The organism is Paenibacillus sp. EKM212P, from assembly GCF_011066115.1.
In the GTDB taxonomy this organism is placed as follows: Bacteria; Bacillota; Bacilli; order Paenibacillales; family Paenibacillaceae; genus Paenibacillus; species Paenibacillus polymyxa_B.
Map to the genome: position 1 here is coordinate 876,668 of NZ_JAAMNR010000001.1, position 26,556 is coordinate 903,223.

Genomic DNA, 26,556 nt, shown 5'->3' on the forward strand with positions numbered 1-26,556 from the left:
TCTTCTCAGACCATTCGTTTATTGTAGATTTTATTAAGAATCATTCTCAATTATAAAGACAATACGAATATCCACCATCCCATAAATGTGGGATTTAAATAAGCGCGCTTGAGAATCTCCAGCTTTCACGATAGGAGTAAATGATGAACGCACAATACTGGCAATTTGCACAGCTTAAGGACGCTCGACAGCAGATCATGGATCTGGGAAAAAAAGCCCCCTCATCCCTAACGTACAAGCACACCCTAATCGACCGCTTGCGTACTCAGGTTGCTTTCGATGCGGCGTGCTGTACCTCAGTAGATCCGCGTACGCTGCTTTCCACGGGGGCATTTACAGAATCGGGTGTGGAGGACATTCATAACAAACTGCTAGAATACGAATATCTGCATGACGATATGATGAAATATGATCAGTTGGTGCGAGAAGGACAGTCTGTAGCGACGCTACATGGGTCTACACAAGGCCAACCGGATCGGAGCACACGATATAGAGATGTTTTGCAACCCGCCGGATTCGGGGACGAGCTACGTGTTCCGTTTATGTACAAAGGGAGCTGTTGGGGATTTCTTACGTTATTCCGGCATCATGGAAAGCCTGTATTCAGCGAGGAAGAGCAACAACTGCTTGAAGCGTTAGCGCCGTCCATTGCCTACCATCTGCGTCAGGCCAGTGTCGGTCTATCTCCAGCCCCTGTCATGATTACGGAAAATGAACTTGAACCAGGAGTTCTCATACTTTCTGATAAGCTAGAACCGATCTCATCCAATACAGTAGCAGAGCAGTGGCTACAGCTGCTTCGGCAGCAGGAGGGAATCCATGAAGACAGCCTTCCGGCTCCTGTCCGGGCGGTATGCTTGCGAGCGCTATCCACTGCCACTGCACCAGCCCGACTATGTATTCCTTCCGCAGACGCAGGAACCCCATGGGTAACCATCAGGGCCACCCATTTGCAAGGCGGACAGGAGCATACGGGCCAGAAACAGCTAGCCGTATGGTTTGAGGCTGCTAAAGCAACTGACATGCTGCCGCTTATGACCGAGGTGTACTCATGGTCCGAACGAGAGAGACAAATTGTCCAGCTCATTGTTCAAGGCTTTTCGACCAAGGAGCTAGCCGGCGCACTTCATATTACTGCCTACACGGTGCAGGATCATCTGAAAGCGATTTTCTTGAAAACAGATGTAAGCAGCCGCCGTGAGCTCGTATGGAAGGTATATTCCAGATTCAACTAACCTATGTAAAAAAGACAGATGACCCAATTAGGGGTCATCTGTCTTTGCATCACTGCTCTATTTGGACGCAAGAGCCTTATTTCTTCGAAGAGGAGTTCGTATCATCGTATGACACTGGTGAGGGCTTCGCAATCCATTCATCAGCCTCAGGCTCGATATCCACGCCATTTTCCAGCTTCGTTTTCTCCATCAAGGAATCTCCGTCCTCGTCCTTCTTGTTGCGGATTTTCGCTTCGTCTTGAGTGTGATCGCTCATGTTGATTCCTCCTTTTTTAATTTCATCTGATGGTTGTACCTTACTCATAATTACCCATTGCCGTCCTGTACAAACCTCTACACGACCAGATGCCCTTTTTTCTCCGCTGGTTCAATGGTTGCCTCAATGCCAGCATTAAACTCCAGAAAGTCGCTTTCCACTCCATCGCTGAAAATAACTCCATTTTCCGGCATCTGCGATGCAATCCGTAACGGCTTTTCGGCTGCTACCTGACCAAACACAAGATCCGCAGCAGTCGTTCGACTGGGGAAGGGTTCTCTCACTGTAAAATAAAGTGATGGCAAACTCCAGGTTGCACGATGATCATGACTCGTTCCGTCTACTGCCCCTTCCTTACTGAAGGCTGCACCTGGCATCAGCTGGCCTGGAGTCAGCGAGATTGGATGCCGTGTAGCACTGCCGACAATCCCGGCCGCTCCAGCAAGCACGCTGGTCAGCCAGCCTGTCGCTCCCAATCCGGTTGAAACGATAATGCCGCTAGAGGATTGCTGCTCTACCTGATCCTCCAGTCTTAACTCATATCTCGCGGAGACATGAGTTTTGCGCCCAATGAACAAATCATTTACAGCATACAAGGATTGGCCATCATTTAATTGGGCCTTAGCCAGCGTAACTTCCTTAATTGGCCGTCTGTGCACGAATACATCCGGCACCACCCAGCGCAGATCGGATACAGTAAACGGCAGCAATACCCCGTCCCAGCGCAATGGATCTGGATTCACACCGATAAGCGGCTGCTCGGTCAAATATTTTAACGTGTTGGCTACCAGCCCATCCTGACCCAGTACCACCACTGTATCCTGCTCACCAAAAATAAAGTTCGGCACATGCTCCCGCTCCACAATCTGAACTCGACCCAAGGCCGTTAACTCCGACGTAGCCTTTGCCACCGCCCTGCGGTAATTTTCGTCCTCCAGCACATAATCACTGAAATCCGCACCCAGCCGTTCCATAAAGAAGCGAGCCTGCTGCACCGTATTGTATCGAACAATCAGTTCCTCCAGTCGCGTTTTACGCTTCACTAAAATGATCTTTTGCTCTGTCATTCGGCTACTCATCGTGTTCTTCCTCCAGACCCTCTCGTTCCTGTTGATCCGTTTGCTCCCGTATCTGACATGAGACCTTGCAGCAGATCCGGTGTAATATTCAGCTGACCGATTTTCCCTGCATTTTCTGCAAGCTCCTGGAATGCTATCGCAATTAGCTTATCCGGGCTCATATCCATGTTGGCCATAGCTTGAAGTACGTTCGGCTCAACATCTTGCAACGATTTCATGACTGCTGTCAGCTCGTAGGCCTTGGCATCGGCTTCTGCCTTTTTATTCGTTACGGTCAGCTCAATCAGCTCACGCTTTTTCTCCTCCAAGGCCGTGTCAAATCGTAGCTGCTCCTCTTTCATCTCGCTTTGCTTTTGCTTCACTGAACGCTCGGCATCGAGTTGAGTTTCGCGGATTTGTTTCTTTTTCGTCTCTACTGCAATCTCGGTGTTCAGCTCGTTTTCCTTCACACGCCGCTCTTGCTCAATAGATGCATTACGACGCTCATACAAAGCGTGATCCGCGTTGCGAAGAATCTCTTCCCTCGCTTGAGCCTCCAGCGCTCTCATCGTCTCCTTATTGGGTAGAATCGCCAAAATCGACAACCCCATAACCTCAATGCCGAGCTTTTCCATTTCCGTATGCTGAGCAATATCCTTCGTCATGTTTTGGGCCAGACGTTCACTGGACTGAACAGCTTCTTTGAGCGGGACACGCTCCAAATACTTTTTGGTAAGCACTTTGGCGATGTTAATCACCCGTTGGGCCAGCTTACTCGGATCATCCGAAATGTAGCGTCGTTCCTTCAAGTCATATGTATAGTTTAAAATCTGCGTCGTTCTCCGATAATCTACAATTCGATAAGTCAGTTGCCCCTGCACCGTCACCGCCTGAAAATCATTCGTCATATCCTCAAACATGAACGGTACATCAATGGAAGAGACGGGCACGACGACGACCGAGGTGGTCGGGGCGTAATAATAAAAAGATAATCCAACACCCTCCCGAACCACCTTCCCGTTTTTCACCTTCATCACATATTCACTGGGCTGAAATTTAACAAAATTAAATCCAAACATAGCCGCTTCCCCGCTTTCTTTATAGTTTATAATGTTTTGTTATTATCATTTTGTTATTAACAATAAAATAACACACATTTTCGATAATATCAATATGATATTTATAAAAAAATAAAGGCTGTTTCCCCTCCGATATACTCGGTTAGAGGAAACAGCCTTATTGAAACACTTATTTATTATCCACATTCCATTCTCTATAAAATTGCTCCAAGTACATCTCCATCCATTGATGCCGAACCTCCGCCAGCTCTCGGGCATAAGTGGTATTCATTAAATCTTTGAGCTTGAGTAGCTTTTCGTAAAAATGGTATATGGCACTTTTACCTGCGGCACGATACTCATGCTGTGAAAAGTCTTTATCCGGGTGATGCATCATACTGCCCTTTGAGCCTGCATACATAAAGGTTCTTGCAATCCCAATCGCTCCAAGAGCATCCAACCGATCCGCATCCTGCACAACTTGACCTTCCAGCGTCTCCATAGGCGGGTTTTGTCCACCATTGTAGGACATCGTAGCTATAATAGTCATCACGTGCGTGATTACATTCGGATCGCTGATATGCAGACGCAGCCACTGCTCTACTTTATCTAGCCCGGCTTGTTTGGAATCATTTAATTTTTCATCCGCTACATCATGCAGCAGTGCTGCCAGCTCACAAATAAACGAATCTGCGCCCTCTTTGGCAGCAATTTTAAGGGACAGCTTTCTCACCCGGTCTATATGCCACCAATCGTGACCACTATGATCATGCTCCAACTGCTGCTGTACAAAGGGCTCCGCCTTTTGAATAATATCTGCCATCATCGCTTCCTGTTGCTCCGTTCGTCTCTTCATATGTCACCTTTCAATCCCGTCCATACTTTCTATGGTAGGTTCGTTTAATTTTTTAATGCTTGTCCATTTGCTTACTACGAATCATTCTTCATTTTATTCTATAGGGTGTATGGTATCCAACCTTTAGAACGAGAAGTCAGTAACCTGACAAAAAAAGAACCTCCAAAACCACATCAATCGTAGTCGCGGAAGTTCTTTTTCGTTTGTCTATCTAAACCCGATCCTCTTTAACTTAATTCCGTATCTTACTCTACTCCACGACACCAAGCTCGCGGTTCTTCTCCTTAAAGCGGCTGTTATGAGAAGATACATATGCCGCTTTGTCAGCTGCTGGATCAATGTACAGCTTCGCGCTGTTCAGTGCAAGGGCGGCATCTGTGAACGCACCGGCAATCAGATACAGCTTGCTTCCGTACTCGACAAAATCGCCTGCCGCGAAAATCCCCGACAGATTCGTTTCCAGCTTTTCGCTCACTCGGGCATGCCACTCACCCATATCCAGCCCCCAATCCCGAAGCGGGCCGAAATCGGATTTTAGTCCATGATTTACGATGACTGCATCGACATTCAACACCTGTATTTCGTCCGTATCTACATGACTGATCGTCACCTGTTCAATCGTCTCTCCATTGTTGCTATGTAGATGACTCACCGCGTATGGTGTGAGAACACGGACCGAAGATGATTTCATACGAGCTACATTTTTCTCATGTCCGCCAAAGTGATCCCGACGATGTACAACGGTCACACTCGCCGCAATAGACTCCAGCTCATTCGCCCAATCCACTGCTGAGTCGCCCCCACCGGAAATCAGGACGTGCTTGCCCCGGAATGGCTCTAGCTCTTGTACCGTATAATGCAGGTTCGTAACCTCATAGCGGTCCGCCCCCTCAATCTCCAGCTTAGCCATTTTGAGAATACCATAGCCTACTGCCAGAACGATCGTGCGTGTCCAATGCTGTTCCCCTGTGGCAGAAGTTAGCAGGAACGTGCCATCCTCTTGCCGCTCCAAACCAGTGATCTGCTGTCCCAGTACAATGGTAGGCTCGAACGTCCGCGCCTGCTGCTCCAGCTGATCAATCAGCTTTTCACATAAAACCGGGGTAACCCCCCCGACATCCCATATCATCTTCTCTGGGTATATGCGCATCCGTCCGCCCAGCTCATGCTTTGCTTCGATCAGCTTGGTCTTCATATCTCTCATTCCACTGTAAAATGCGGTATACATACCGGCAGGACCACCGCCGATGATCGTTACATCATATAATTCCAAGGATACTGTCACTCTGCAACTCTCCCTATCATAGCGTAATATGTCTGCTCCTATTATAAGTGATAATAATTATCAATATCAATTAAGAAATAAAAACATGACCATTACAGAGTTTTTCGTGACCTTAGAACTATATTTTATAGGTTTATATAACTACTACTTCCGTTATTCTCGTAAATTTTGCGAGGATTGCTGCACAGAAGGATGAAAAAGCTTCTTCTACCTCATCCATCAGTTGTTCCTTGTTTTGCATGGAAGGTATAAAGCTATCCTCCATTCCTTGCTTGTATGTAATTGTCGGATTCATGAGCTTGGCTGCGTTTCTGCGCACATGCACCATGACATGGTTGATGATCCCACCAATACTGTTCGTTTCCGCCTCACCGACGCGCCATAGCACCTGTTCATCCAAAAGCACAATGCATGCCCGTAACTTTACCAAATATTGATCGTACATTCTGTGCTTGGATATGATTATAAACTCATGCATGGTAGAATCCATATTTCATCTCCTCCTTCGTCCTATCAAGTGAATTTCTCAAAAAAATTACTTCCATTGATCATCCAATACTGTTCAGGTGAAGGTACCTCGTTCAAAAAGTTTTGATATTCCCCTTTCCACCCCGCTGGGACATAGTGTTCAAACGAAGCTGGCTCAGGAAATAGCGAATAGAGAACTTTCTCGTCAAAGTTAACATACAGAGCAGGACAGAACTCCAACACTTCATCCTTATGCTGGATAGCATCATCCAGTAACTGGAGCATTGAAGTTAGTTCACCAGTAGCCACCTTATATTCACAGATGTGATCCAAAAATGCTCCCGCTGTGGTTTCATCCAAAATAGAGATGCCAAACCGTTCCTCCATCTCGGTATTCAGAAACCAATACTCTCTTTCCGTCACATACCAGTTCCATTTCCCTTCAAAAATAACACCAACAATAATGTTTTGCGCATATTCAGGCCATAATTTCATGAGCTTCTCGCGTTCCCCTCTTTCTCACTCACAGTTCGATCCAAAACCGGTTTACACGGTTTCCGTCTTCCTCTATGTAATCCTTGTCCGGCGTTCCGCCGTTTCGCAGGATCGTTCTTTTGGAGCTGATATTATCAGAGTCACATACGACCAGAGCTCGGGAAATCCCCAGTTCTTTTGCTTTTTCCAATGCCAAGGCCAACATAGTTACAGCGTACCTGTTCCCTCGTGCAGAAAGACGGATACCGTAACCAATATGACCCCCGGCATTTAATAGGTGCTCGTTAAGATTATGCCGGATATTCACCGCTCCGAGGACCTGATTATCCGCATCCATAAGCCAGTATGTTGAGCTTTTGACCCAGCCCTCAGACAGATTAATTCCATTTTCCTGATTACTCAAAAACGTCAGCATACCTTCAAAATCGTACGGCTCTACAGAGATCACCCAAGGTACCATATGCTCCTGACTCTTTTTCCATTCCTCATAAAATGAAAGATAAGCTTCCTTCCAGTCCTGATCCGGCTTTACCAATCTGACGGTCTGCATCCACTCACGGCCTCCTCTTTAAACGTTCAATTCATCTGCTATTGCTTATATTCAATATCCATGAATTTTTGCGCCCAATCTGCAAAAGAGAGCTTATCATCCCAAGTGACTAGCTTCATCGCTTTGGCACATCCCCAGTTTAGAACCTGCTGATGCAGCATATGCACCCGGAAACGCTCAGTAAATCCTTCTTTGGCTTCCATCCCTTGTGCGTAAGCAGTAAGAAACCCTTTTGCCAACTCTTCTTCGCCATTCTCCAGATACATGGTGGTTATTTTCGGAAGGTCGGCAATCCCATCCCCAAAATAGGCTGTCGTAAAATCAAAAAGACCACTGACTCTCCAACCCTTATCCCCATTCTGTACAAGAAAATTTTGCGGTTTAAAATCCCCCGTCACAAAGGTGGCAGCTTCCAGCTGATCGAATGCTTGACGGGAGCCTTCCAATATTTCCTCTACCCATTCCATATCCTGTACAGAAATGTTCGAGTATTTTTTGGCATCCTCTAGCCAATATCGAATTCGCCCATACAACCATACTCGATAAGAAACTTCAAAAGGACGAATGGCTAGAGTTGTTGTATCCAGTTCTCCACTGTTCTTAACCTTCCAGCTATGAAGCTCCAACAGAACATTAGCAAGCATTTCAGCCATTTGCTGTTTATCCAGCGAGGTCAGCTTTGCTTGCAACTCAGGTGTATGTATATGCTGACCGTATAGACGGGGCATAACTGCATAGCTCCAGCCAAAAATGTCCTCCGTATGATCCACAAGATACGGTGTTGGCACGGGAATTGAAGTCCGTGTCTGTATTTGCTCCACCATAAACTTTTCTTCTATCCATTGCCCTAGAAAAAGCGGGTTCCCCTTCAGCACAAGCTGCCCAGCCGTTGAGGAAGCATAGAGGGTTTGCCCTAGGACACCTTCTGCCGTTTTTTCGTAAGACAGCAAACGTCCCAAATCAAAACGATTCAGCATCCTTTGCATTTGGTCATTTGTTACCTCGCCTAGCCGATTAGATGAAAAATAAATGGTCGTCGTCATCTCTACACACCATAGCTCTTAATCGTTGCTTCCAGGGTTTCATCCGTATCTGCCAGCCAAACGAAACTAACCTCAAACGTTCCCGGCTCGAAAAACAATGGAAATCTCCGCTTAAACCAATCCTGCATCGGCAGATTTAGCGCCTCCTTCATATCCACCCACAGCAATTCTCCCTCAGGGGGATTTTTTAATAGTTCACCTTCAGTAGCTGTAGCTAGATAGTTAAAGACCATATACCTCAGCCCTTGATTTGGATCACAATATTCGTCGATTCCTTTAAATACAATTTCCGTCACGGTTAAGCCTGTTTCTTCCTTTACTTCACGAATGGCCCCATTCACAATGCTTTCTGGAAACTCTACTTTTCCTCCTGGAGCAATATAACCCGGAAACCCCTTTCGATTGGGTCTATTCATAAGCAATACCTTGCTTCCGTCTTGAATCATACACATGGTATATATTTTGTGTGTCACTTCTGTTGTCAATCCGATCATACCTTTCTTTATTCACGATTCATGACTAGCTTTTAACTTTCTCACCGACATATTGTGGTTAAATATGGTATTCACCATACTTTAACGCGTTATTTTGTAGAGCGCAATAACTCTAACCATAGACTAGATTAGAAAACTCATGCCTAAGTCGGTCAAAATCAGCAAAAAAAAGACCGCCTTTCTGCAAAGCCGTTGGTACTACCAAGCGACTCCAGAAAGGAACGGTCTTATCCATCATGCCAATAATCAGTTTTCTAGGCACGCCCCGGATAACGAGAACCTGCTGCGAAGCCTTTAGGCGAAATGCGCTCGATCTCTTGAAGCTCTACTTCCGACAAGGAGATCTGTAGAGCACCAAGATTTTCACGCACTCTTTCCAGTCTCTTCGTTCCCGGAATCGGAACGATATGGTCGCCTTGCGCCAGCAGCCATGCCAGCCCCAACTGAGCAGAAGTACAGCCTTTTTGGGCAGCCAGTTTTTCGATCAGGAGGACAACTTCTAGATTTTTGTTGAAATTCTCGCCTTGGAAGCGTGGAAAATGACGGCGGTAATCATCCTCTGGCAGATCGTCAAATTTCTTGATCTGTCCCGTGAGGAAACCTCGACCCAGTGGACTGTAGGGTACGAAGCCGATTCCCAATTCGTTCAGTAGCGGAAGAACATCATCTTCCACTTCTCTGCTCCACAAGGAATATTCGGTTTCTACCGCGGTAATTGGATGCACCGCATGCGCGCGGCGGATCTGTTCAGCCGACGCTTCCGACAAGCCGATATAACGGATTTTCCCTTCCTTAACCAAATCGGCCATCGTTCCGACGGTCTCTTCAATCGGAGTATTGGGATCGACTCGATGCTGATAATACAGGTCGATATAATCAATCCCCAGATGAAATAGACTGGCGTCCACGGATTTTTTAATATATGCCGGATCTCCCTTGGGCCCCTGAGTGTGCGTGATCCCGAATTTAGTGGCAATCACGGCCTCCTCCCGACGACCCTTGAGCGCACGTCCAACCAGCTTCTCATTGCCGCCGAACTTCTGCTGTGCGTATTCCTCACCATAAAGATCTGCTGTATCAAACAGCGTTACACCAAGGTCCAGCGCTCCCTGAAGTGTACGCATCGACTCCTCGTTGTTCGGCATCATCATCGTGCCAAGGCCCAGAGCTGATACCTCCAGCCCTTCATGTCCCAATTTCCTTTTCAGCATATCATGGTTCCCTCTTTTCTTTGGGTAAATGGATGGAATGAACATGTACTCATTCTAATGGACCCATATGGAGGCAACCACAGTACGTTTATACTAGTAACAAGATTACCAGGCAGAGGATTGACTTACTGGCGTGTAGATACAAAAGTGCAGACCCGGTTGGTCCGTAATGCTTGCTAAAGAATTAATATCATAGGAAACTGCCTCCACAGCGCCAGGGATTTGAAAGGAAACCCGATTCACTTTTTTGAGCTGGATATGATGCAGCTTCCACATGGTGTCAAACTCCATACTTTCCACACGTAGCCGTTCTACCGTCTCCTCAAACCAAGGATCTCCTAAATACTTGTCATAATAGGTTCTAAAAACAGCTACCGAATAGGACGCAAATTCTTCCCAGTTAACCATTCGACGACGTAATTCGGAATCCACGAACAATAAACGAATCATGACACGTTCAGAAATAGACAGGGAAGAAAAATCGGTAATGACCTCATTCGCCGCGCTATTCCAAGCAAGCACTTCCGCTTTCTCATTGCTGATGAAGGAAGGATAGGACAACTGATCAATAATATGTTGCCACTGTGGATTCAGCGTTGTATGGATGGGCGAAATAGCAACCGTCTCATTGGGATTCCACAATTGAATTAGATGTGCTCTCTCATCATGAGTTAATTGTAGAGCTTCTCCTATACTTTCGATAACTTCCTTAGATGCTGTTACTTCTCTACCTTGTTCCAGCCATGTGTAATACGTCGCACTGACACCTGCCAGCATAGCAACTTCTTCTCGGCGAAGCCCCGGTGTTCTTCGCTGCCCCTGTGAAAGTCTAAGGCCTGCCTGCTCTGGTTGAAGTCGATTTCTACGTGATTTCAGAAAAGCTCCCAACGTTTTCGATTTACTATAATCATTAGACATATGTCACCTCTTTTCCAATCAATCGCCATAGAACGATCACAGTCCCTCGTCAAACAACTGTAGGCCTATGATTTCAAAGGCGACACCGTCGCCCGCTTTAACGTTGACATCACCATTCATTTCTTTAGAATCCAAAATAAACGTAGTGTCTCCTACTACAATCTCCAGACATTCTATCTCGCCTGCTTCGCCCTGTATCACTTGATGTATCGTTCCTTGAATCCAATAGTCGCCTAGCTTTGGTTGAGGTCGAAAAATCCCTGTCTCTTCAGTAGACTTCAGCCTTCTGAACCCCTCTATACTGGATTGAGAAGTCTCGACCGAAATTACACAACCGGGAATCATCTTATTCAAGCTTTGTTCATACGGGACAACATACGCATATCCGGAAGTCAGTTCATGCCAAAAATATGTCCAGTAGCCGTATACTTTTTCCTCGCCAATACTACGAATGATGATATGCTGATCTTTATTTATTTCCTTGATCTGTACACGCATATATAGAGTCCTCAGTAGATACTTTTCTTATAATAATAGTGTTTAAAGCCTCTCGGAGCATCGTCAATGACACCAACGACTTCATACCCATGCTTTTCATAGAATTTAGGCGCTTGAAAAGTAAACGTATTAAGTTGTATAAAATCACACCCTTTATCTCTAGCAATCTGTTCAATTTCACCAAGCAGTTGTGAACCGTAGCCCTTTCCTCTGTAACGCTGATCTACCCACAAAATATCAACCTCCACCCAGTTCCAACATAGTACACTTAGGAGACCGCCCATGACCTGACCGTCTTCATCTTTGAGCGTAAGATTAATCTCTTCGTATCGAGTTCGAATATCTGCTGGGACGTGTTTCGCATTAAACTCAATCAACTTGTTTCTGACTAAACACGCTTCATCTCTACTACTTCGATTCATCTGAGGTTCCAGCGTCATGGCATAAATCCTCCAATTTAAAATGATTACCAGCACTTACTGATTTAAATATAGAAAATAATAGAGTTAAAATACTTTCATCTTCCTACTGTTATATATTGTATATACTTTTCTATGTTTAGTCACATGATTCCATTTAGATGGACAGAATTATTCTAATCTAAATATCGCTGATTAAAGTCGCTCCCTGGATTCATGCAAAATATTTAGTAAACGAAAAAAGCAGGCCCCTATGAAACGGAGAACCTGCTATCGTTTATACATCGTCTGCCATACAGGAGAAGAGAGGGGATGATTAAATTGAAATATCCAGTGATTTCCCAACTCCCGTAATATCGCTGCTGTTAGCGCTGTTGATACGATTTGTTTCCGTGTTACTTGGAGCGGGATTTTCCATTTTTGGAGTTGACGTGCCGCTGGATTGCGAACTTTGCTGTGCAATTTGAGCTTCAATCTGTTTAATTTGCTGCTGAAGCTGCTTCATTTTTGTTTCTTTTGTATCTTTACTATCCTTACTTTGCTGTACCTTGTTATATTCCGCTTCAAGTTGAGCTTTTTGCTTTTCCAGACTAGCTGTATCGTTGGTACTGGATGATGATGTGCTTGCAATAGATATTGAACTGCTGGATGTGGATGAAATGTTCATACGAGATTTCCCCTTTATAAAAGTATGAGTTTTACACGTGTGGGCTAACCGGTTCTAAGCTATGGCATTCGATTCATCTGTATTTCCCCACGCGTCTTTTAATGCAGAAAGCAGATCTGTTTCCTGATCTTTGTCCGAAGCTGTTGACCCGGATATAAGACTGGAACTCAGAACGCTCTGCAAATCACTCAGCAAGGATCTTTTTTCATCTACTGTAAGCTCTTTCTCAGATGTAGTGCTGTTATCCACTTGATTGGAAGCCTCTTGGATATTCCATGCGAATGGAGGCATAGTTCCACCCATTGCCTGCATCATAGGAGGCAGACCACTGCTATCCATTTCAGGATGGGACGGGTCACCTTCAGGCGGCGGGGCAGGACGATTATTTTGGATCGTTTCTGCTATCTTATCGAATAGATCCGATACTTCCTCATCTGTTGCCGTCGAAATATCCACATCAGCTAATAAGTCTCTAACCGAAGCCAACGGATTCTTCGTGCTATTGGTGTGATCATCTGTATCAGAGGAAGCACTGGAAGACATCAGGTAACTTTGCAGATCAGACAACAGCGTTTTCTGTTGGTCTGTAGTTAGTGCAATAGTATCCTGGTCGTCGTACTTGTAATCATTACTGTAGTTTTCCGTAGGAAGCGGAGTCTGCATTCCTCCCGTGTATTCCATGAATTCCTTACTCAATTCGAGTGAATCGTTAGATTTCTTGTGTGTGGTATGACCCGCGGTATTTAGTCCATTCTCATTTGACTTCACCGTATTCGATTGATCATAGGAAGTCGTGATGAGATGCCTGTTAATGGATAATGACAAAGTAGATCCCCTCTTAGTGTACATAATGTTTTTAGCTGCCCACCTACCTTTCATCGGTAACAAATCTGAATGCAACCTGAGGGTATGCTGAATGATAACTGAATAAATACAGACTCATTAATACCGTAACCCTTTTATTATTTCCTAGACCATAGTCAAGGAAAATCCCCTCCGCAAGACGGGGGGATCAACCCTACTTGAGACAGGAGTAAGTAAAGGGATAATTTGTTACTCTTAGCAAAGAATAAATGAACGTATTTTAAAAATTGAAAGTAGGGAAATGATGTATGATCCGTATTAGCCATTTGGTTCACGAGAGACTTATGTTCCTAGTCAAATTTTTGTACTCGCCTACATATGTGGGTAGTGTAACACCAAGTTCCAGATTTTTAGCTAAAAATATGATAGAATCCATTCCATGGAGTGAAGTTCATGCTGTTGCCGAGCTTGGTGCTGGCACGGGGGCAATTACTCAATACATTCCGTCTGATGCTAAATTTCAACCCAAGGTTTTACTCTTTGAAAAGGACCAAACCATGCAGCAGAGTTTAAAAAGAAGATTCCCGAATTATCTGTGCTATTCCGACTCGCGTGAGCTTCAGCTTGCTATGAAAAATGCCCAAATAGAACAGCTTGACTGCGTAATCAGCGGACTACCATTTTTCAATTTTCCACAAGCGATGCGGGATCAAATTGTAGAACAAATTCATCTATCACTCAAGGATGGAGGAATGTTTGTGGCCTTTCAATACTCTAAGCAAATGAAACAGCAGTTAGGTGAATGGTTTGATATTGAAGAAATCAAGTTTGTGCCTATGAATGTTCCACCCGCATTCGTGTATGTATGCCGAAAGAAAACATAAGAAAGGAGTACGGGTATGGACGTGGAATATTTAATTTCCATCATCGAACAATACGGCTATGCAGCATTATTCTTTTCTCTATGGCTTGGAATTGTAGGTCTGCCCATCCCGGATGAAGTCATTGTGATGACTGGCGGGGCTGTAACAGGCATGGGCATACTTCACCCGTTACCCGCTTTTTTAATTGTATATCTTGGGGTTATATCAGGCTTGTCCTTAGGTTATGTATTGGGGAGAACCGTGGGCACACCTATTCTAGAACGTTTACGCCGGAAGAAAAAAATGGACAAGTACATTACGTTTTCGGAAAAATTGATACATAAGTATGGAAACTTCACTATTTGCATCAGTTATTTGCTGCCGATCGTCCGTCACATTATCCCTTATATTGTCGGAATCAATAAAATGAGCTTCAAGCGCTATGCCCTCTTCTCTTATTCAACGGGTTTGATCTGGACGCTGATCTTCTTTCTGCTCGGACGTATCTTTGGCGATCATGTACAAGCAGTAGGAGAACTAATCCATCGTTATGGCTTGCAGATGGCATTGCTTCTCATCATGCTGACAATTATATTTTTTATAATGAAATTTGTGTGGGGGAAGAAAACAACGGAGGAGTAAAGGTTAAGTATATTCGGCATGTTCATTACCTACATGAAAAAGAAATAGACCGCCCTCTGGAAAAGGTTAGCGGTCTATTTTACTAATCCAACCCTACAGCCACCGCCCTTATAAGCGGCTGTTGTAAAAGAGTGAGGATGTTGGCAGCATCCTTACTCTTTTTCAGTATATACTTATTAGCTTTAGTTTATCACAAGAAAAACCATATTGCCAATATGGCACATCTTTTTAAGGGGCGGCTTTCCTTTCACACCATGTTACTTCTTTAATTGAAGCAACTTTACTAACTTGTCATGAATGGCAGTATTCGGATAATTCCCGCTAAACTGAGAAGACCCAGGTCCCATCGCGGTTAACGCCACATCAACAGATGTATGTCCACCCGTGGTCCAGTCGATATAAAACTTCTCATCGGAGCCTTTTACAGTAAAAGGGCCATCCTCTTTGGAAATGCCTTCACCGGATTCATCCTCCGCATCTTCACCTTCAATCGCCAAACCGCCCGTTTCATGATCTGCCGTCACCAACACTAATGTATCTGGATGCGCTTTGGCATACTCTTTAGCTACTTTAACGGCCTTATCAAGTTGTTGCCCAGCCTTAATCGTTAACTCCCCTTCATTGTCATGCGCCATCTCATCCGTTCCTTCTTCTTCTACCATCAGGAAAAAACCTTTTTGGTTTTTGGAAAGAACATCAATCGCTTTAGCCGTCATATCCGGTAGAGAAACCGTTGGGTTGTAAGAGTTACCCAGCTTGTTGTGAGCTTGAAACATCTCTTCATTGGCGAACAGCCCTAACAACTTAGAACCTTTAGCTGCTTTCATTTCTGTCTGATCCGTCACATAGCTATAACCCAGCTTCTTCGCTTGTTCTACCAAATTTCCTTGAGTTCCCTTACTAGCTTCCTCAGGATCTTCTGCCGGAGCATCTGGATGTTTGCCTACTGTTCCGGCAGGGTACCAGAAATCCTCACCACCGCCCAGAATAACATCCAGCTTGCTTTTCTCCAGATACTGCTTGGCAATCTCGCTTTGAGCGGAGCGTTTTTCGACATGCGCACCAAAGGCGGCCCCCGTTGCGTCTGTCACTTGGCTTGTCGTCACGACACCTGTAGACATGCCTGCTTTTTTAGCCAGCTCCATAATCGTTGTCACTGGTTTTTTATTCAAATCCATTCCGATTGCGCCGTTATACGTTTTCACACCTGTTGCAATGGCAGTTGCAGCCGCGGCAGAATCCGTAACCAGGTTATCCCCTGAACTTGTACTAACCAGGCCGGTTACAGGCATGTTATCCATTTCAAGTAATCCCGATTTCCCTACCGTCGCCAAGCGAATCGCGTTGCGACTTGCTTCTCCCATACCATCGCCGATAAAAAGAATGACATTCTTAGGAGCATCGACTTTCGCTGACGAAGTTTTCAGTCCTTTGGATACCTGTGCGGTAGTAGACTTGGTATTAGATGAGGCTGCAAAAGCGTTAGGGATATTAGCAGATAACAATGGCGCACTCAAAACGGTAATGGCACCTAAAGCAAGGATACTCTTTTTCATCGAACGCTTTTTCACAAGGTCACACTCCAATAAATTTGATATTCATATATGATAAAGTAATCATATATTTGTTTTGTAAAGCATCGTAAAGCAATAGATTATGCGAATGTAAAATTTGGATGGGCGCCTATTTATTTATAAAACAAAAAAAGACACCGACTCTTGGTATATCAAAGTCGATGCCCTCTGGCGTTTTTATTTAAATGGCGGCGATATTTTTGCCGATCGGCATGGTGTAGTAGAGCGGTTTTTGCTGTCCATTTTGCTGATAGACTACAAGCAGCAGGGTGCGGCCTTCGGCTGTCAATGGGCTTCCTCCGCTCAGAATATGATCCAAACTGAACGGCAGTACATCCAGCACAGCGTGCTTTTGCAGTTCTTTTTCACTCAGCTTCAAGGAAGCAAAGGCTGGAATAATCTCGCGGTATGGCTGCGACTGTTGACTGCCTACATCCGTCCCACCTGTACTCTCCTTGCTCGCATCTGCCACAAAATCTGCAACCACAGGCGACAACAGCGCATCCGGATGCTGGAGAACCATTTTCATATAACTGGACCAATCATTCTTCTCCAAGGTATGCTCCCACCAAATTTTACGCGGCTTATATTTATGGTTAAGGAAATAATCAAGCTTCATCAATCCAAGCACCATATCCATTCGCTTTGTTCCACGCGATTCTAGAAAGGACTGGAGACGCGTGAACAAGTCTTCGAGCTGATGCCCGATTTTTTGCCAGCCCTGTCCTTCCCAGTAGTCTCCGAATTCCTGAAAGAAATCAAAGGCGGACGAGAATTCGCGCTCGATCAGATAGTTAACTGTATGATCCATACGATGAGAGTTCCAGTATTTTTCCAATACATCTTCCAAGCGCTTGAGCCGGACGATATCGGCAAAGGAAAGGACGTCATTGCTCAACATTTCATACGGCGCAACATCCATATACGTATAGTTATACTTGTCTGCGTCGATACGTAGTCCGGTGCCACGCAGCATTTTGAGGAAGCCAAGTTGAAGCTCTTCCGGGCCGAGCGCAAAAACGTCATTAAACGTTTTACGGAATGTGTTGTAGTCCTCCAAGGGCAATCCGGCGATCAAATCCAAATGCTGGTCGATTTTACCACTTTGTTTGACCTTGGTAACAGTACGGGAAAGTTTGGTAAAGTTCTGGCGACGTTTAACCAGCTCATTGGTAGGATCATTCGTTGATTGGACACCGATTTCAAAACGAAACACGCCCGGCGGCGCGTTTTCCGCTAAATAATCCAATACTTCGGGACGCATAATATCTGCCGTAATCTCAAACTGGAAGACACAACCACGGTGATTTTCAATCAAAAATTTGAACATTTCCAGCGCATAATCGCGTTTAATGTTAAACGTCCGATCCACGAACTTAATTAGGTTGGCTCCATTGTCGATCAGATACAGAATATCCGACTTTGTACGCTCGATATCGTAATAGCGCACCCCAACTTCGATGCTCGACAGACAAAACTGGCAACTGAACGGACAGCCTCGGCTCGTTTCAAAATAAACAACCCGTTTCCCAAGTTCCGGTATATCCTCTGCAAAACGATAGGGCGACGGTAGCTCGTTCAAGTCCGCTTTCGGGCGACCGGGCATCTGAATAACCTCTTCTCCCTTACGGTAAGCCAGTCCATACACAAAATGGAACTTGCCATCCCCTTCCAGCTCCTGCAGCAGTTGATGGAAGGTTTCCTCTCCTTCACCAACCACGATAAAATCCACATTCGCCAAGCGCTTCATCCAGTGATCCGTATCGTAGGATACCTCTGGACCACCCAGAACAATTTTGACCTCGGGCATAATCTTTTTCAACACATCAATGACTTTGATCGTCTCTTCAATGTTCCAAATATAACAGGAAAAGCCGATGACATCTGCCCCGCGTTGAAACAAATCGGATACGATGTTCATCACCGGGTCCTTAATCGTGTACTCCGCCAACTCGATATCAAAGTCCTTTTCACTGTAGGCTTTGAGGCATCGAATGGCCAGCGAGGTATGAATATATTTTGCATTTAACGTTGATAAAATGACTTTCATAGGTCACAACCTTCTATAGTTTGCATGAACTGTTATATCCCCTTACCTTAGTATAGCTATTCAAAATCCTCGTACACATCGTCTGCATAAATCTCGTCCTCGCTTACCGTTCCCCCGATACTCCCCTGATTTTGGAAAAAATCAAGAAACGGCTTGCCGTACTTGCGGAACTTCACTTCGCCGACACCCTTGATCCGCAACATGTCTGCCTCGGATTGCGGGCTCGCTACGCTCATCTCACGCAGCGTTGCATCATTGAAAATGATATAAGACGGTACATGCTCCTGAGCGGCCAGATCGCGGCGGATCAGGCGCAATTGCTCGAACACGGTTTCGTTGACTGCAGCCGGGTATGCATCGCGTCCCTGTCGTCCGCGTGAACCTGCTCCACCTGCAAAAGCCGTGGCATGTCGCACCACACGCTGCATGACTTCTCGCTGGCCTTTCAGCACCTCAGCCGCAAGCTGCTGCAAGCGTACGACCGGATATTGTCCCTCGGACAACATTAGATAGCCTTCCGAAACAAGAACATTGATAATTTCGGCAATTTCTTTTTCCGTCCGGTTGCCCATCACGCCATATGTTGGCAGGCTGTCAAAACCATATTGCAGCACTTTTTTGTTACGCGATCCTTTCAACACCGAAGCGACCATCGAGACCCCATAACGTTCCCGCATGCGATGAATGCACGAAAAAATCTTTTGCGCATCTATGGTCATATCAACCAATTCCCGTTCATCTGTACATGAACTGCATATGCCGCAAGCTTCATGCTCCTCCGCTTCTCCAAAATACTCAAGCTGTGCCGTACGTAGACAACGAGTCGTGTAGCAATAATCAACCATCTGCTGGAGCTTGCGGTAGTCGTTGCGCTTGCGGTCTTCATCCTGTGGATTTTGCTCAATCAGAAACTTCTGCGTCACAATATCTTGCGGTCCGAACAGCAAAATACATTGACTCGGGTCGCCATCACGTCCTGCGCGTCCCGCCTCTTGTACGTAAGCCTCCATATTTTTAGGCATGTTGTAGTGAATGACATAGCGTACGTTCGATTTATCTATCCCCATGCCAAAGGCATTGGTTGCTACAATGACACGGATATCGTCGTACAGAAACCCTTCCTGGCTATCTGCACGTTCCTGATCTGTCATCCCGGCATGATAGCGTCCGGCCGCCATGCCTGCGTCACGTAGCCGTTGGTACAAATCGTCCACGTCCTTACGTGTCGCCGCATAAATAATGCCCGATTCACCCTCATGCTCACGGGTATAATTCAGCAAAAAGCTGCGTTTGTCTTCCCCACGCAGCACACTGAACGCCAAATTGGGCCGTCCAAGGCCTGTAACGAACGTCTCCGGTGAGCGCAGACGAAGCAGGCGCACGATGTCATCCATGACCTGCGGTGTCGCCGTTGCCGTAAACGCCGCCACGATTGGGCGTTCATACAGCCCGTCCACGAATGGAGCCACAGCCAGATAGCTGGTACGGAAATCATGGCCCCACTGGGATACGCAGTGAGCCTCATCTACCGCAACGCAGGAAATCGGCAACTGAGCCATTTCATCGCGAAACCAGTCCAATTCCAGTCGTTCCGGTGCGACATACAGTAACTTCAAGTCACCATTCCGTGCGGCTCGTATGCGATCATTCACTTCTCGACCACTCAACGTACTATTGATGTAGGCAGCAGCAATCCCCATGGTGGTCAGCGCATCCACCTGGTCCTTCATCAGCGAGATGAGCGGTGACACGACAATGGTCAGCCCCTCATGCAACAACGCGGGGATCTGGTAGCATATCGATTTTCCGCCCCCTGTCGGCATGATGCCCAACGTATCGTTGCCCTCCAGCATACTGGCCACAATTTTCTTTTGTCCCTCCCGGAAATCGGGATAGCCATAAAATTTTTGCAGCAAGTCCTGCGCCCGTTCCAATGTTGGTGCTTGTACACTCATAGTTTCAAAACTCCTCATATTTCTAGCGTCCTTGACGCATATCGGCTTTTCTTTCGTTACCTTTAGTTTACCGGGGTTCAGGGTAATGTTCAACCGCTAGAAGACTGCCAATCTGGTTTAGTCCCTTATGGCGTTCGCTGTTTTCTCATGATATAGTGAACACGGTGCCGCAAATTTGTCCATAATTATGAAGAGACACGGTTCCAAGAAGGAGAAAGAACCCATGAACAATCGGAAACCCCAACGGAAAAATCATACAAAATCTACGTCAAACGCAAGCCATTCCAAACGCAGTCACAAACCTGCCGGAAGATCTGGCTCCCATAGACCGGAAGCTCAACGGAGAACGAATGCTTTTGATAAAGCCCCTGCCAAAACATACATCGTCCAGGAGCCTGCCGAGCTATTAAGCTTTTTAGTAGAGCATGTGACTGGCATGGGTCGTAACTCCATTAAATCAGCACTGGCTCGTGGGCAGGTGTCCGTCAACGGCATTCCGCGTACCGTGCACAATTTTCCACTGGAGCAAGGTCAGACTGTCGCGCTTTCCAAGGAAAAAGTAACTCCCGTCGTACCACTGACTGGGCTACGTATCTTGCATGAGGATGAAGCCATTATCGTTATCCATAAGGATGCCGGGTTGCTGTCCGTGGCTTCAGCGCAGGAGCAGGAAGTAACAGCCTATCGCCAGCTTACGGCCCATGTGAGGCGCGAACATCCGTACAATCGTATTTTTGTACTGCATCGTTTGGATCGTGATACATCAGGAGTGATGATGTTTGCAAAAAGCGAAGCCATACAGCAGGAAATGCAAAAAGCGTGGAAGGAAGTTGTGTATGAACGAACATACATTGCTCTTGTAGAAGGACAGGTTAAAAAAGCTGAGGGTACAATCACCTCATGGCTGAAAGAAAGCAAGACGCTAAAAATGTATTCCAGTCCTTATCCGAATGACGGACAGCACGCAGTTACTCATTACAAGCTGCTTCAAGCCAATCGTCATTTTTCTTTGCTGGAAGTACGTTTGGAAACCGGACGCAAAAATCAAATCCGCGTACATATGGAGGATATCGGTCATCCAATCGTTGGAGATAAAAAATACGGTTCCAAATCCAAGTCGATTGGGCGCCTTGGCCTACATGCGAGGGTATTGTCATTTATTCATCCCGTCACCGGAGTATTGCTGCGTTTTGAATCCGATATTCCTAAAACTTTTTTGAATCCGTTTCGGGAATAGAATTGAGCAAAGCATACGGAGATTAGATGGAAAAATAGAAGAGGAAATGAGGGGGCTGTAGAAAACAGCACCCTTTTTTGATTGATTAAGCGGTATACCTCCGAACACCATCAGCCATTTTCATCAACTCATCCCATATATATATGGGCGTATTACACACTGGACAATCTAGCCAACCGATTAAATAGGGTAATTGAGCAAGAAGCTTGTTCTCTTCAATTTTTTGGGCATATTCGTGTAACCACTGTATATTAGCACCTTTATGGTCCAATGAACGGGGGCGGATCGGATGGGGAACCAGATTGTCTGAATTTACAGGATCCTTATCATAGACAACCAGGGTGTCATTCTGTTCATCAGGCCAAATATAAAGCGGGGTACCGCAATGCGGACAATCCAGCGTATATTCGTCACCTGTATCGAAGCTTTGTAGCATATAAGCTATGCAGCGATATCCCTGAAAAGCGGCACCCGCAGCCAGAACATAGCGTTTACCTACATCTCCTTCGTGTTCTTTCGCATAGAGCACCATTTCTTCAGTCAATTCTGCAAGTCGGACAATGGCACACCGATATTGCGCATAAATATATTCAGCCACACTAGAATCCACTTTCACCTGATCCCTTGTAAATTCCAATGGAACTTTGGTATGTAAGGGATTGTTATTCTTCGCTTCGAATATTCCGCAAATGTTATAAATATCTGCACGAATCCCTATATCAGAACTTTTTAACGCAATGTCTACAAGGTAAGGAACAGCCGCAAATGTACAAGTATACAATGTATTTTGGTGATACAGTTCCTCCCAATACAAGGTGTCAGCCATTTCGCCGTCATATCCGGCTTGGAGCTGTTTCAACATTTCTGGGACGTATTGAGAGGAACCGTAGGGGCCTTGGAGTAGAGTCCAGGCCGGATCGGACAAAGCCAGCATCTTGATACTCCTTCCACCGTTTTTTACAGTAGAGGATTTTGCAAAAATCCAATAAGCAAATTCCAATGAACAACATATAGATCGAAATGGTTTAGTTCGTCTATAACTTGCACTTCGGAGCGACTGGAATCGAATTTTGTAAAATCCTTATAGTAATATTTGATCGGTTTATAAAATGAATTTTGCTATCAAAATTCATTTTAACTTCATAATTCTCAGCTTCTTACGTTTATTTCATTATACGCCTATTATTAGCTGAAGTTGCTTTTCTCGATTTTCGCAATATACAAAATCACTATTTTTTTGGGTCTATAATCATATTCGGTTAAGCTTTCGGCATTGTGAAGGTGAAACACATTAAATTAATGAATGACTAACCCGGTTCTTATGTCTTACTACGACTCCTCTGTCCATTCAGTTCCTTCTTCGTATGCATAGTCCACATTATAAGTCCTGTTACTTAAAAATTGCTGAGTAAGAAATAAAATATATATACATTAAAATTTCCATACATGTAAAAACAAAGCCACTCCCCTACCTGTTTTTAATTATGCCAAACGGGTAAGACATACTTGTTCAAGCCTTTAATCTAACAGTTACAAAACTGATTTTATGAATCGGTATATGAAAAGGCGTGTTGGGAATATTATGTACGAATACTGCGACTATAAGGGGAAATAGCCTATGACCATAACACCGGAACAGCGGATTACCCTGCACGGATTTAACAACCTGACCAAATCATTGAGCTTCAACATGTACGATATTTGTTACACCAAAACCAAAGAAGAACGCGAGGCGTACATTGAATATATTGATGAACAATACAACTCAGATCGACTGACAGCTATTTTAAAAAATGTATCTGACATTATCGGCGCCCACGTGCTCAACGTAGCCCAGCAGGATTATGTACCTCAAGGAGCCAGCGTGACCGTACTTATATCAGAAGGACCCATTGTGGAGGTACCGACTGAATCTTATGCCGAGTCACCCGGCCCCCTACCTGAATCTGTCGTGATACAGCTGGATAAAAGCCACATTACGGTTCACACCTACCCGGAATATCATCCAGACGAGGGGATCAGTACGTTTCGAGCAGATATTGATGTCTCTACCTGTGGGGAAATCTCCCCGCTCAAGGCACTCCACTATTTGACTCATTCTTTCGACACCGACATTATGACGATTGATTATCGGGTGCGCGGCTTCACACGTGATACGAATGGACATAAGCTTTTCATCGACCATGATATCGCCTCCATTCAAAACTATATTCCGGACGAAGTGCGCAGTCAGTATGACATGATCGACGTGAATGTGTATCAGGAAAATATTTTCCATACCAAATGTAAGCTAAAACAATTCGATCTGGACAATTACCTGTTCGGCTACACCAAGGAAAGCCTGAGTGAAAAAGAGCAACAAAATATATCAACACGTCTCAAAATCGAAATGGACGAAATTTACTACGGTAAAAATATGACGTAACAGATCGAATGCGTAAAAATAAAATAGATCATTTCATTGAAAAAAGGATGCTCGCTTGGACTGGGATATAGCCGGGCTTTCGTCCTTTTTTAAATACAAAATAATAGATAGTACTCAACTTGATCTGTACAAGCGAGAGATTGTTCACTATGATAGGGGAAGAAACCACTAATTTAAAGTAACAGCATGGATTTTACATCCGCTTCTTATTGTAAGCGCAATCAATTGATCCTACGTATGATTTTGTTATGGAAAACAAAGGAGGAATTTGTATGCAAGGCGGTATTGGCGGTAAAAACATCATTTTACGATTGGAAATTTCCACCGGGCACATCCAATTTGGTCAATTGATTACGCTGGTAAACGAACATGGCGGAGATGTGATTGCCATTGACGTCATTAGCACCTCTGAGAAGGTCACTGTGAGGGATATTACAGTTACCATTGCCGATCCAGCAGAAATCGACCGTATGATTGCCCGAATTAAAAAAGCACAAGGTGTTAAAGTATTATCCATCTCTGATCGCACCTTCCTACTACACCTCGGAGGCAAAATTGAAATGCAGCCCAAAGTCCCAATTCAAAACCGCGATGACTTATCCCGGGTATATACCCCCGATGTGGCACGCGTATGCATGGCGATTCACGAGGAACCCGACAAAGCTTTCCGTTTGACGATCAAGCGCAACACGGTCGCTGTCGTCTCTGACGGAAGCGCTGTCCTCGGGCTAGGTAACATCGGTCCCTATGCAGCCATGCCGGTTATGGAAGGCAAAGCCATGCTGTTCAAGCAGCTCGGCTCCGTCGATGCCTTTCCAATCTGTCTGGATACGCAGGACACCGAAGAGATCATTAAGGCCATTAAGCAAATGGCCCCAGCTTTTGGCGGTATTAATCTGGAGGATATTTCATCGCCACGATGCTTTGAGATTGAACAGCGGTTACGTAAAGAGCTGGACATACCTGTTTTTCATGACGATCAGCACGGCACAGCTGTCGTTTTATACGCAGGGCTGATCAATGCGCTCAAAGTTGTCGGCAAAGCCCTGTCTGACGTCAAAATTGTCGTCTGTGGTATCGGGGCTGCGGGTGTGGCTTGCACCAAAATTTTGCTATCTGCAGGGGCTGTCAACATCATTGGCGTAGATCGCCATGGGGCTCTTACAGCTGATGAAACATACGAGCATCCAATGTGGAACTGGTATGCACAGCATACCAACCCTGATCGGCTGTCGGGCACGCTGTCCGAGGTTCTGAAGGACGCTGACGTGTTTATCGGTCTGTCGGCAGGTGGAATACTGCAACGAGAAGACGTGAAACGTATGAAAGAAGCCCCGGTGCTGTTCACTATGGCTAACCCGGTTCCTGAAATTGCGCCAGAGGACGTCGAGGACATTGCAGGTGTCATCGCCACCGGACGTTCGGACTATCCCAACCAAATTAACAATGTACTTTGTTTCCCTGGCATCTTTCGAGCAGCGCTCGACTGCCGTGCCCGTGAAATCAACGAAGAGATGAAGCTGGCGGCCGCAGAGGCCATCGCAGGCACGATCCGTCCTGAAGAACTAAACAAGTTGTATATTATCCCAGGTGTATTTAACGAGAGTGCGGTTCAGCGGGTACGTGAAAAGGTAATCCAAGCCGCGATTGCGAGCGGTACAGCCAGAAGAGTGCCTCGGGATTTCAGATAAAAGAAAAGGATTGCTCCCCTAATGCGGGTGCAATCCTTTTTGCTATCGAGAGATCAAACTTCATATCCGTTATCTTTACAGCGGTTATGACCTCCATTTAGAGAACAATTGGCTGGCACGCTGAGCAAACTCCTCCAGATTAAAGTTGGAGTTATCCAGCTTGTAGTACCATTTTTTAATCGTATCCAAAATCCATGAGGGCACTTTAACCTCCGAGATACCGGAATAAAACGTATGATATGCCCACACCAAATGCTCCCAGCGCTTGTCATCGCCTTCCTTCACGTATTCCGATACGTCCAATACCTTGGCACGCCCGTCTTGCATAAGTACATTCTTGAGGTGAATATCACGGGGATTCAGCCCCTTGGACCGGACAAATTCCCTCGCCTTTTCCACATCCAGAATGACCTGCTCTGGCACAGGAATTCCTTGCAGCAAACAATCCAGCAGCGTAATACCAGATTCATAACTTATGACAATATACTTGTCGCCTTTTCCGTAATAATGAGGAAAAAAGTCAGACCCTCGCAAACGCTCATATACGTCGGCCTCCGCATCTTTCTTCTCGATCGCCATGTCTGAGTACACCTTGAACGCGTAGCCTGGCAACGTATCGAGCGTAAATACGGCCGCATCTGTCCCGATGCCAATACAGCGGACGTCTTGAGTAGCTGTTTTAATGGTAACCGGATCATTATCCTCTGTACTGTATACGGTCACTTGACTTATGATGTCTTCTGCCTGCCTCCATTGTTCTACCATGCGCGATCCCCTCCTTCTCTGTTCTAAACCTTTACCAAT

At 45.4% G+C, this 26,556-nt stretch carries 27 protein-coding genes; 6 read left to right on the top strand and 21 right to left on the bottom strand.

The window, feature by feature from the left end; translation table 11 throughout:
• Positions 1 to 143 precede the first annotated feature (143 nt).
• Positions 144 to 1,235 (top strand): LuxR C-terminal-related transcriptional regulator, encoded by a 1,092-nt coding sequence (locus G9G54_RS04135; RefSeq protein ID WP_165176735.1) that lies wholly within the window; start codon positions 144 to 146, stop codon positions 1,233 to 1,235.
• 76 nt (positions 1,236 to 1,311) lie between these two features.
• Here the strand turns inward: G9G54_RS04135 and G9G54_RS04140 are convergent, their stop codons facing one another.
• From G9G54_RS04140 to G9G54_RS04215, 16 genes are all read right to left on the bottom strand, one after another.
• On the bottom strand, positions 1,312 to 1,491 hold the full coding sequence (locus G9G54_RS04140; RefSeq protein ID WP_013309345.1) for a hypothetical protein: 180 nt from the start codon (positions 1,489 to 1,491) through the stop codon (positions 1,312 to 1,314).
• A gap of 77 nt (positions 1,492 to 1,568) precedes the next feature.
• The gene (locus G9G54_RS04145) at positions 1,569 to 2,570 is read right to left on the bottom strand and encodes a sugar kinase (RefSeq protein ID WP_165176217.1); all 1,002 of its coding nucleotides are present in this window, start codon (positions 2,568 to 2,570) and stop codon (positions 1,569 to 1,571) included.
• Entirely contained in the window at positions 2,567 to 3,628 is a 1,062-nt protein-coding gene (locus G9G54_RS04150; protein WP_165176219.1) for an SPFH domain-containing protein, read from the bottom strand. The genes G9G54_RS04145 and G9G54_RS04150 overlap by 4 nt, the downstream gene beginning before the upstream one ends.
• Positions 3,629 to 3,797: 169 nt before the next feature.
• On the bottom strand, positions 3,798 to 4,463 hold the full coding sequence (locus G9G54_RS04155; RefSeq protein ID WP_061829093.1) for an HD domain-containing protein: 666 nt from the start codon (positions 4,461 to 4,463) through the stop codon (positions 3,798 to 3,800).
• Positions 4,464 to 4,713: 250 nt separating this feature from the next.
• Complete coding sequence (locus G9G54_RS04160; RefSeq protein WP_165176220.1) at positions 4,714 to 5,748, bottom strand: NAD(P)/FAD-dependent oxidoreductase; 1,035 nt, start codon at positions 5,746 to 5,748, stop codon at positions 4,714 to 4,716.
• A 133-nt stretch (positions 5,749 to 5,881) separates the two neighbouring features.
• The gene (locus tag G9G54_RS04165) at positions 5,882 to 6,238 is read right to left on the bottom strand and encodes a hypothetical protein (RefSeq protein ID WP_238807702.1); all 357 of its coding nucleotides are present in this window, start codon (positions 6,236 to 6,238) and stop codon (positions 5,882 to 5,884) included.
• A 23-nt stretch (positions 6,239 to 6,261) separates the two neighbouring features.
• Complete coding sequence (locus G9G54_RS04170; protein WP_165176222.1) at positions 6,262 to 6,711, bottom strand: hypothetical protein; 450 nt, start codon at positions 6,709 to 6,711, stop codon at positions 6,262 to 6,264.
• Positions 6,712 to 6,739: 28 nt separating this feature from the next.
• The gene (locus G9G54_RS04175) at positions 6,740 to 7,261 is read right to left on the bottom strand and encodes a GNAT family N-acetyltransferase (RefSeq protein ID WP_165176224.1); all 522 of its coding nucleotides are present in this window, start codon (positions 7,259 to 7,261) and stop codon (positions 6,740 to 6,742) included.
• A gap of 38 nt (positions 7,262 to 7,299) precedes the next feature.
• Complete coding sequence (locus G9G54_RS04180) at positions 7,300 to 8,304, bottom strand: phosphotransferase family protein (protein WP_165176226.1); 1,005 nt, start codon at positions 8,302 to 8,304, stop codon at positions 7,300 to 7,302.
• 2 nt (positions 8,305 to 8,306) lie between these two features.
• Complete coding sequence (locus G9G54_RS04185; protein ID WP_165176227.1) at positions 8,307 to 8,798, bottom strand: 8-oxo-dGTP diphosphatase; 492 nt, start codon at positions 8,796 to 8,798, stop codon at positions 8,307 to 8,309.
• Between the two features lie 254 nt (positions 8,799 to 9,052).
• Positions 9,053 to 10,009, bottom strand: coding sequence for an aldo/keto reductase (locus G9G54_RS04190; RefSeq protein ID WP_165176229.1), 957 nt, complete (start codon positions 10,007 to 10,009; stop codon positions 9,053 to 9,055).
• 105 nt (positions 10,010 to 10,114) lie between these two features.
• Positions 10,115 to 10,927 carry a helix-turn-helix transcriptional regulator gene (locus G9G54_RS04195; RefSeq protein WP_061829088.1) on the bottom strand — a complete coding sequence of 271 codons (813 nt, stop codon included), beginning with the start codon at positions 10,925 to 10,927 and terminating at the stop codon, positions 10,115 to 10,117.
• 36 nt (positions 10,928 to 10,963) lie between these two features.
• Positions 10,964 to 11,425, bottom strand: coding sequence for a hypothetical protein (locus tag G9G54_RS04200; protein WP_165176231.1), 462 nt, complete (start codon positions 11,423 to 11,425; stop codon positions 10,964 to 10,966).
• Positions 11,426 to 11,436: 11 nt separating this feature from the next.
• Positions 11,437 to 11,865: a GNAT family N-acetyltransferase gene (locus G9G54_RS04205; RefSeq protein ID WP_165176233.1), complete on the bottom strand. Its 429-nt coding sequence runs from the start codon at positions 11,863 to 11,865 to the stop codon at positions 11,437 to 11,439.
• A 295-nt stretch (positions 11,866 to 12,160) separates the two neighbouring features.
• Positions 12,161 to 12,511 carry a FlxA-like family protein gene (locus G9G54_RS04210; RefSeq protein WP_165176234.1) on the bottom strand — a complete coding sequence of 117 codons (351 nt, stop codon included), beginning with the start codon at positions 12,509 to 12,511 and terminating at the stop codon, positions 12,161 to 12,163.
• A gap of 54 nt (positions 12,512 to 12,565) precedes the next feature.
• On the bottom strand, positions 12,566 to 13,336 hold the full coding sequence (locus tag G9G54_RS04215; protein ID WP_165176236.1) for a hypothetical protein: 771 nt from the start codon (positions 13,334 to 13,336) through the stop codon (positions 12,566 to 12,568).
• A 287-nt stretch (positions 13,337 to 13,623) separates the two neighbouring features.
• Here G9G54_RS04215 and G9G54_RS04220 point away from each other — a divergent pair, with 287 nt between their 5' ends.
• Positions 13,624 to 14,199: a class I SAM-dependent methyltransferase gene (locus G9G54_RS04220; protein WP_165176237.1), complete on the top strand. Its 576-nt coding sequence runs from the start codon at positions 13,624 to 13,626 to the stop codon at positions 14,197 to 14,199.
• A 15-nt stretch (positions 14,200 to 14,214) separates the two neighbouring features.
• Positions 14,215 to 14,820, top strand: coding sequence for a DedA family protein (locus tag G9G54_RS04225; RefSeq protein ID WP_103047625.1), 606 nt, complete (start codon positions 14,215 to 14,217; stop codon positions 14,818 to 14,820).
• 257 nt (positions 14,821 to 15,077) lie between these two features.
• Here the strand turns inward: G9G54_RS04225 and G9G54_RS04230 are convergent, their stop codons facing one another.
• The 3 genes from G9G54_RS04230 to recQ all read right to left on the bottom strand — a co-directional run bounded on the left by G9G54_RS04230 (position 15,078) and on the right by recQ (position 20,399).
• Positions 15,078 to 16,391 carry an alkaline phosphatase gene (locus tag G9G54_RS04230; RefSeq protein WP_165176239.1) on the bottom strand — a complete coding sequence of 438 codons (1,314 nt, stop codon included), beginning with the start codon at positions 16,389 to 16,391 and terminating at the stop codon, positions 15,078 to 15,080.
• A 184-nt stretch (positions 16,392 to 16,575) separates the two neighbouring features.
• Positions 16,576 to 18,444 carry a B12-binding domain-containing radical SAM protein gene (locus G9G54_RS04235; protein WP_165176240.1) on the bottom strand — a complete coding sequence of 623 codons (1,869 nt, stop codon included), beginning with the start codon at positions 18,442 to 18,444 and terminating at the stop codon, positions 16,576 to 16,578.
• A gap of 56 nt (positions 18,445 to 18,500) precedes the next feature.
• Positions 18,501 to 20,399 (bottom strand): DNA helicase RecQ, encoded by a 1,899-nt coding sequence (recQ, locus tag G9G54_RS04240; protein WP_165176242.1) that lies wholly within the window; start codon positions 20,397 to 20,399, stop codon positions 18,501 to 18,503.
• A 223-nt stretch (positions 20,400 to 20,622) separates the two neighbouring features.
• On the opposite strand from recQ, the gene G9G54_RS04245 reads away from it, so the two are divergent.
• The gene (locus G9G54_RS04245) at positions 20,623 to 21,636 is read left to right on the top strand and encodes an RluA family pseudouridine synthase (protein ID WP_061829078.1); all 1,014 of its coding nucleotides are present in this window, start codon (positions 20,623 to 20,625) and stop codon (positions 21,634 to 21,636) included.
• A gap of 85 nt (positions 21,637 to 21,721) precedes the next feature.
• On the opposite strand, the gene G9G54_RS04250 is transcribed toward G9G54_RS04245, so the two are convergent.
• Complete coding sequence (locus tag G9G54_RS04250; RefSeq protein WP_165176244.1) at positions 21,722 to 22,570, bottom strand: hypothetical protein; 849 nt, start codon at positions 22,568 to 22,570, stop codon at positions 21,722 to 21,724.
• Positions 22,571 to 23,254: 684 nt separating this feature from the next.
• Between G9G54_RS04250 and speD the strand changes: the two genes are divergently transcribed.
• The gene (speD, locus tag G9G54_RS04255; RefSeq protein WP_013309324.1) at positions 23,255 to 24,061 is read left to right on the top strand and encodes an adenosylmethionine decarboxylase; all 807 of its coding nucleotides are present in this window, start codon (positions 23,255 to 23,257) and stop codon (positions 24,059 to 24,061) included.
• Between the two features lie 272 nt (positions 24,062 to 24,333).
• Positions 24,334 to 25,752 (top strand): NAD-dependent malic enzyme, encoded by a 1,419-nt coding sequence (locus tag G9G54_RS04260; protein ID WP_081330736.1) that lies wholly within the window; start codon positions 24,334 to 24,336, stop codon positions 25,750 to 25,752.
• Positions 25,753 to 25,836: 84 nt separating this feature from the next.
• On the opposite strand, the gene G9G54_RS04265 is transcribed toward G9G54_RS04260, so the two are convergent.
• Complete coding sequence (locus tag G9G54_RS04265; protein WP_069291431.1) at positions 25,837 to 26,517, bottom strand: serine/threonine protein kinase; 681 nt, start codon at positions 26,515 to 26,517, stop codon at positions 25,837 to 25,839.
• Between the last annotated feature and the right edge of the window lie 39 nt (positions 26,518 to 26,556).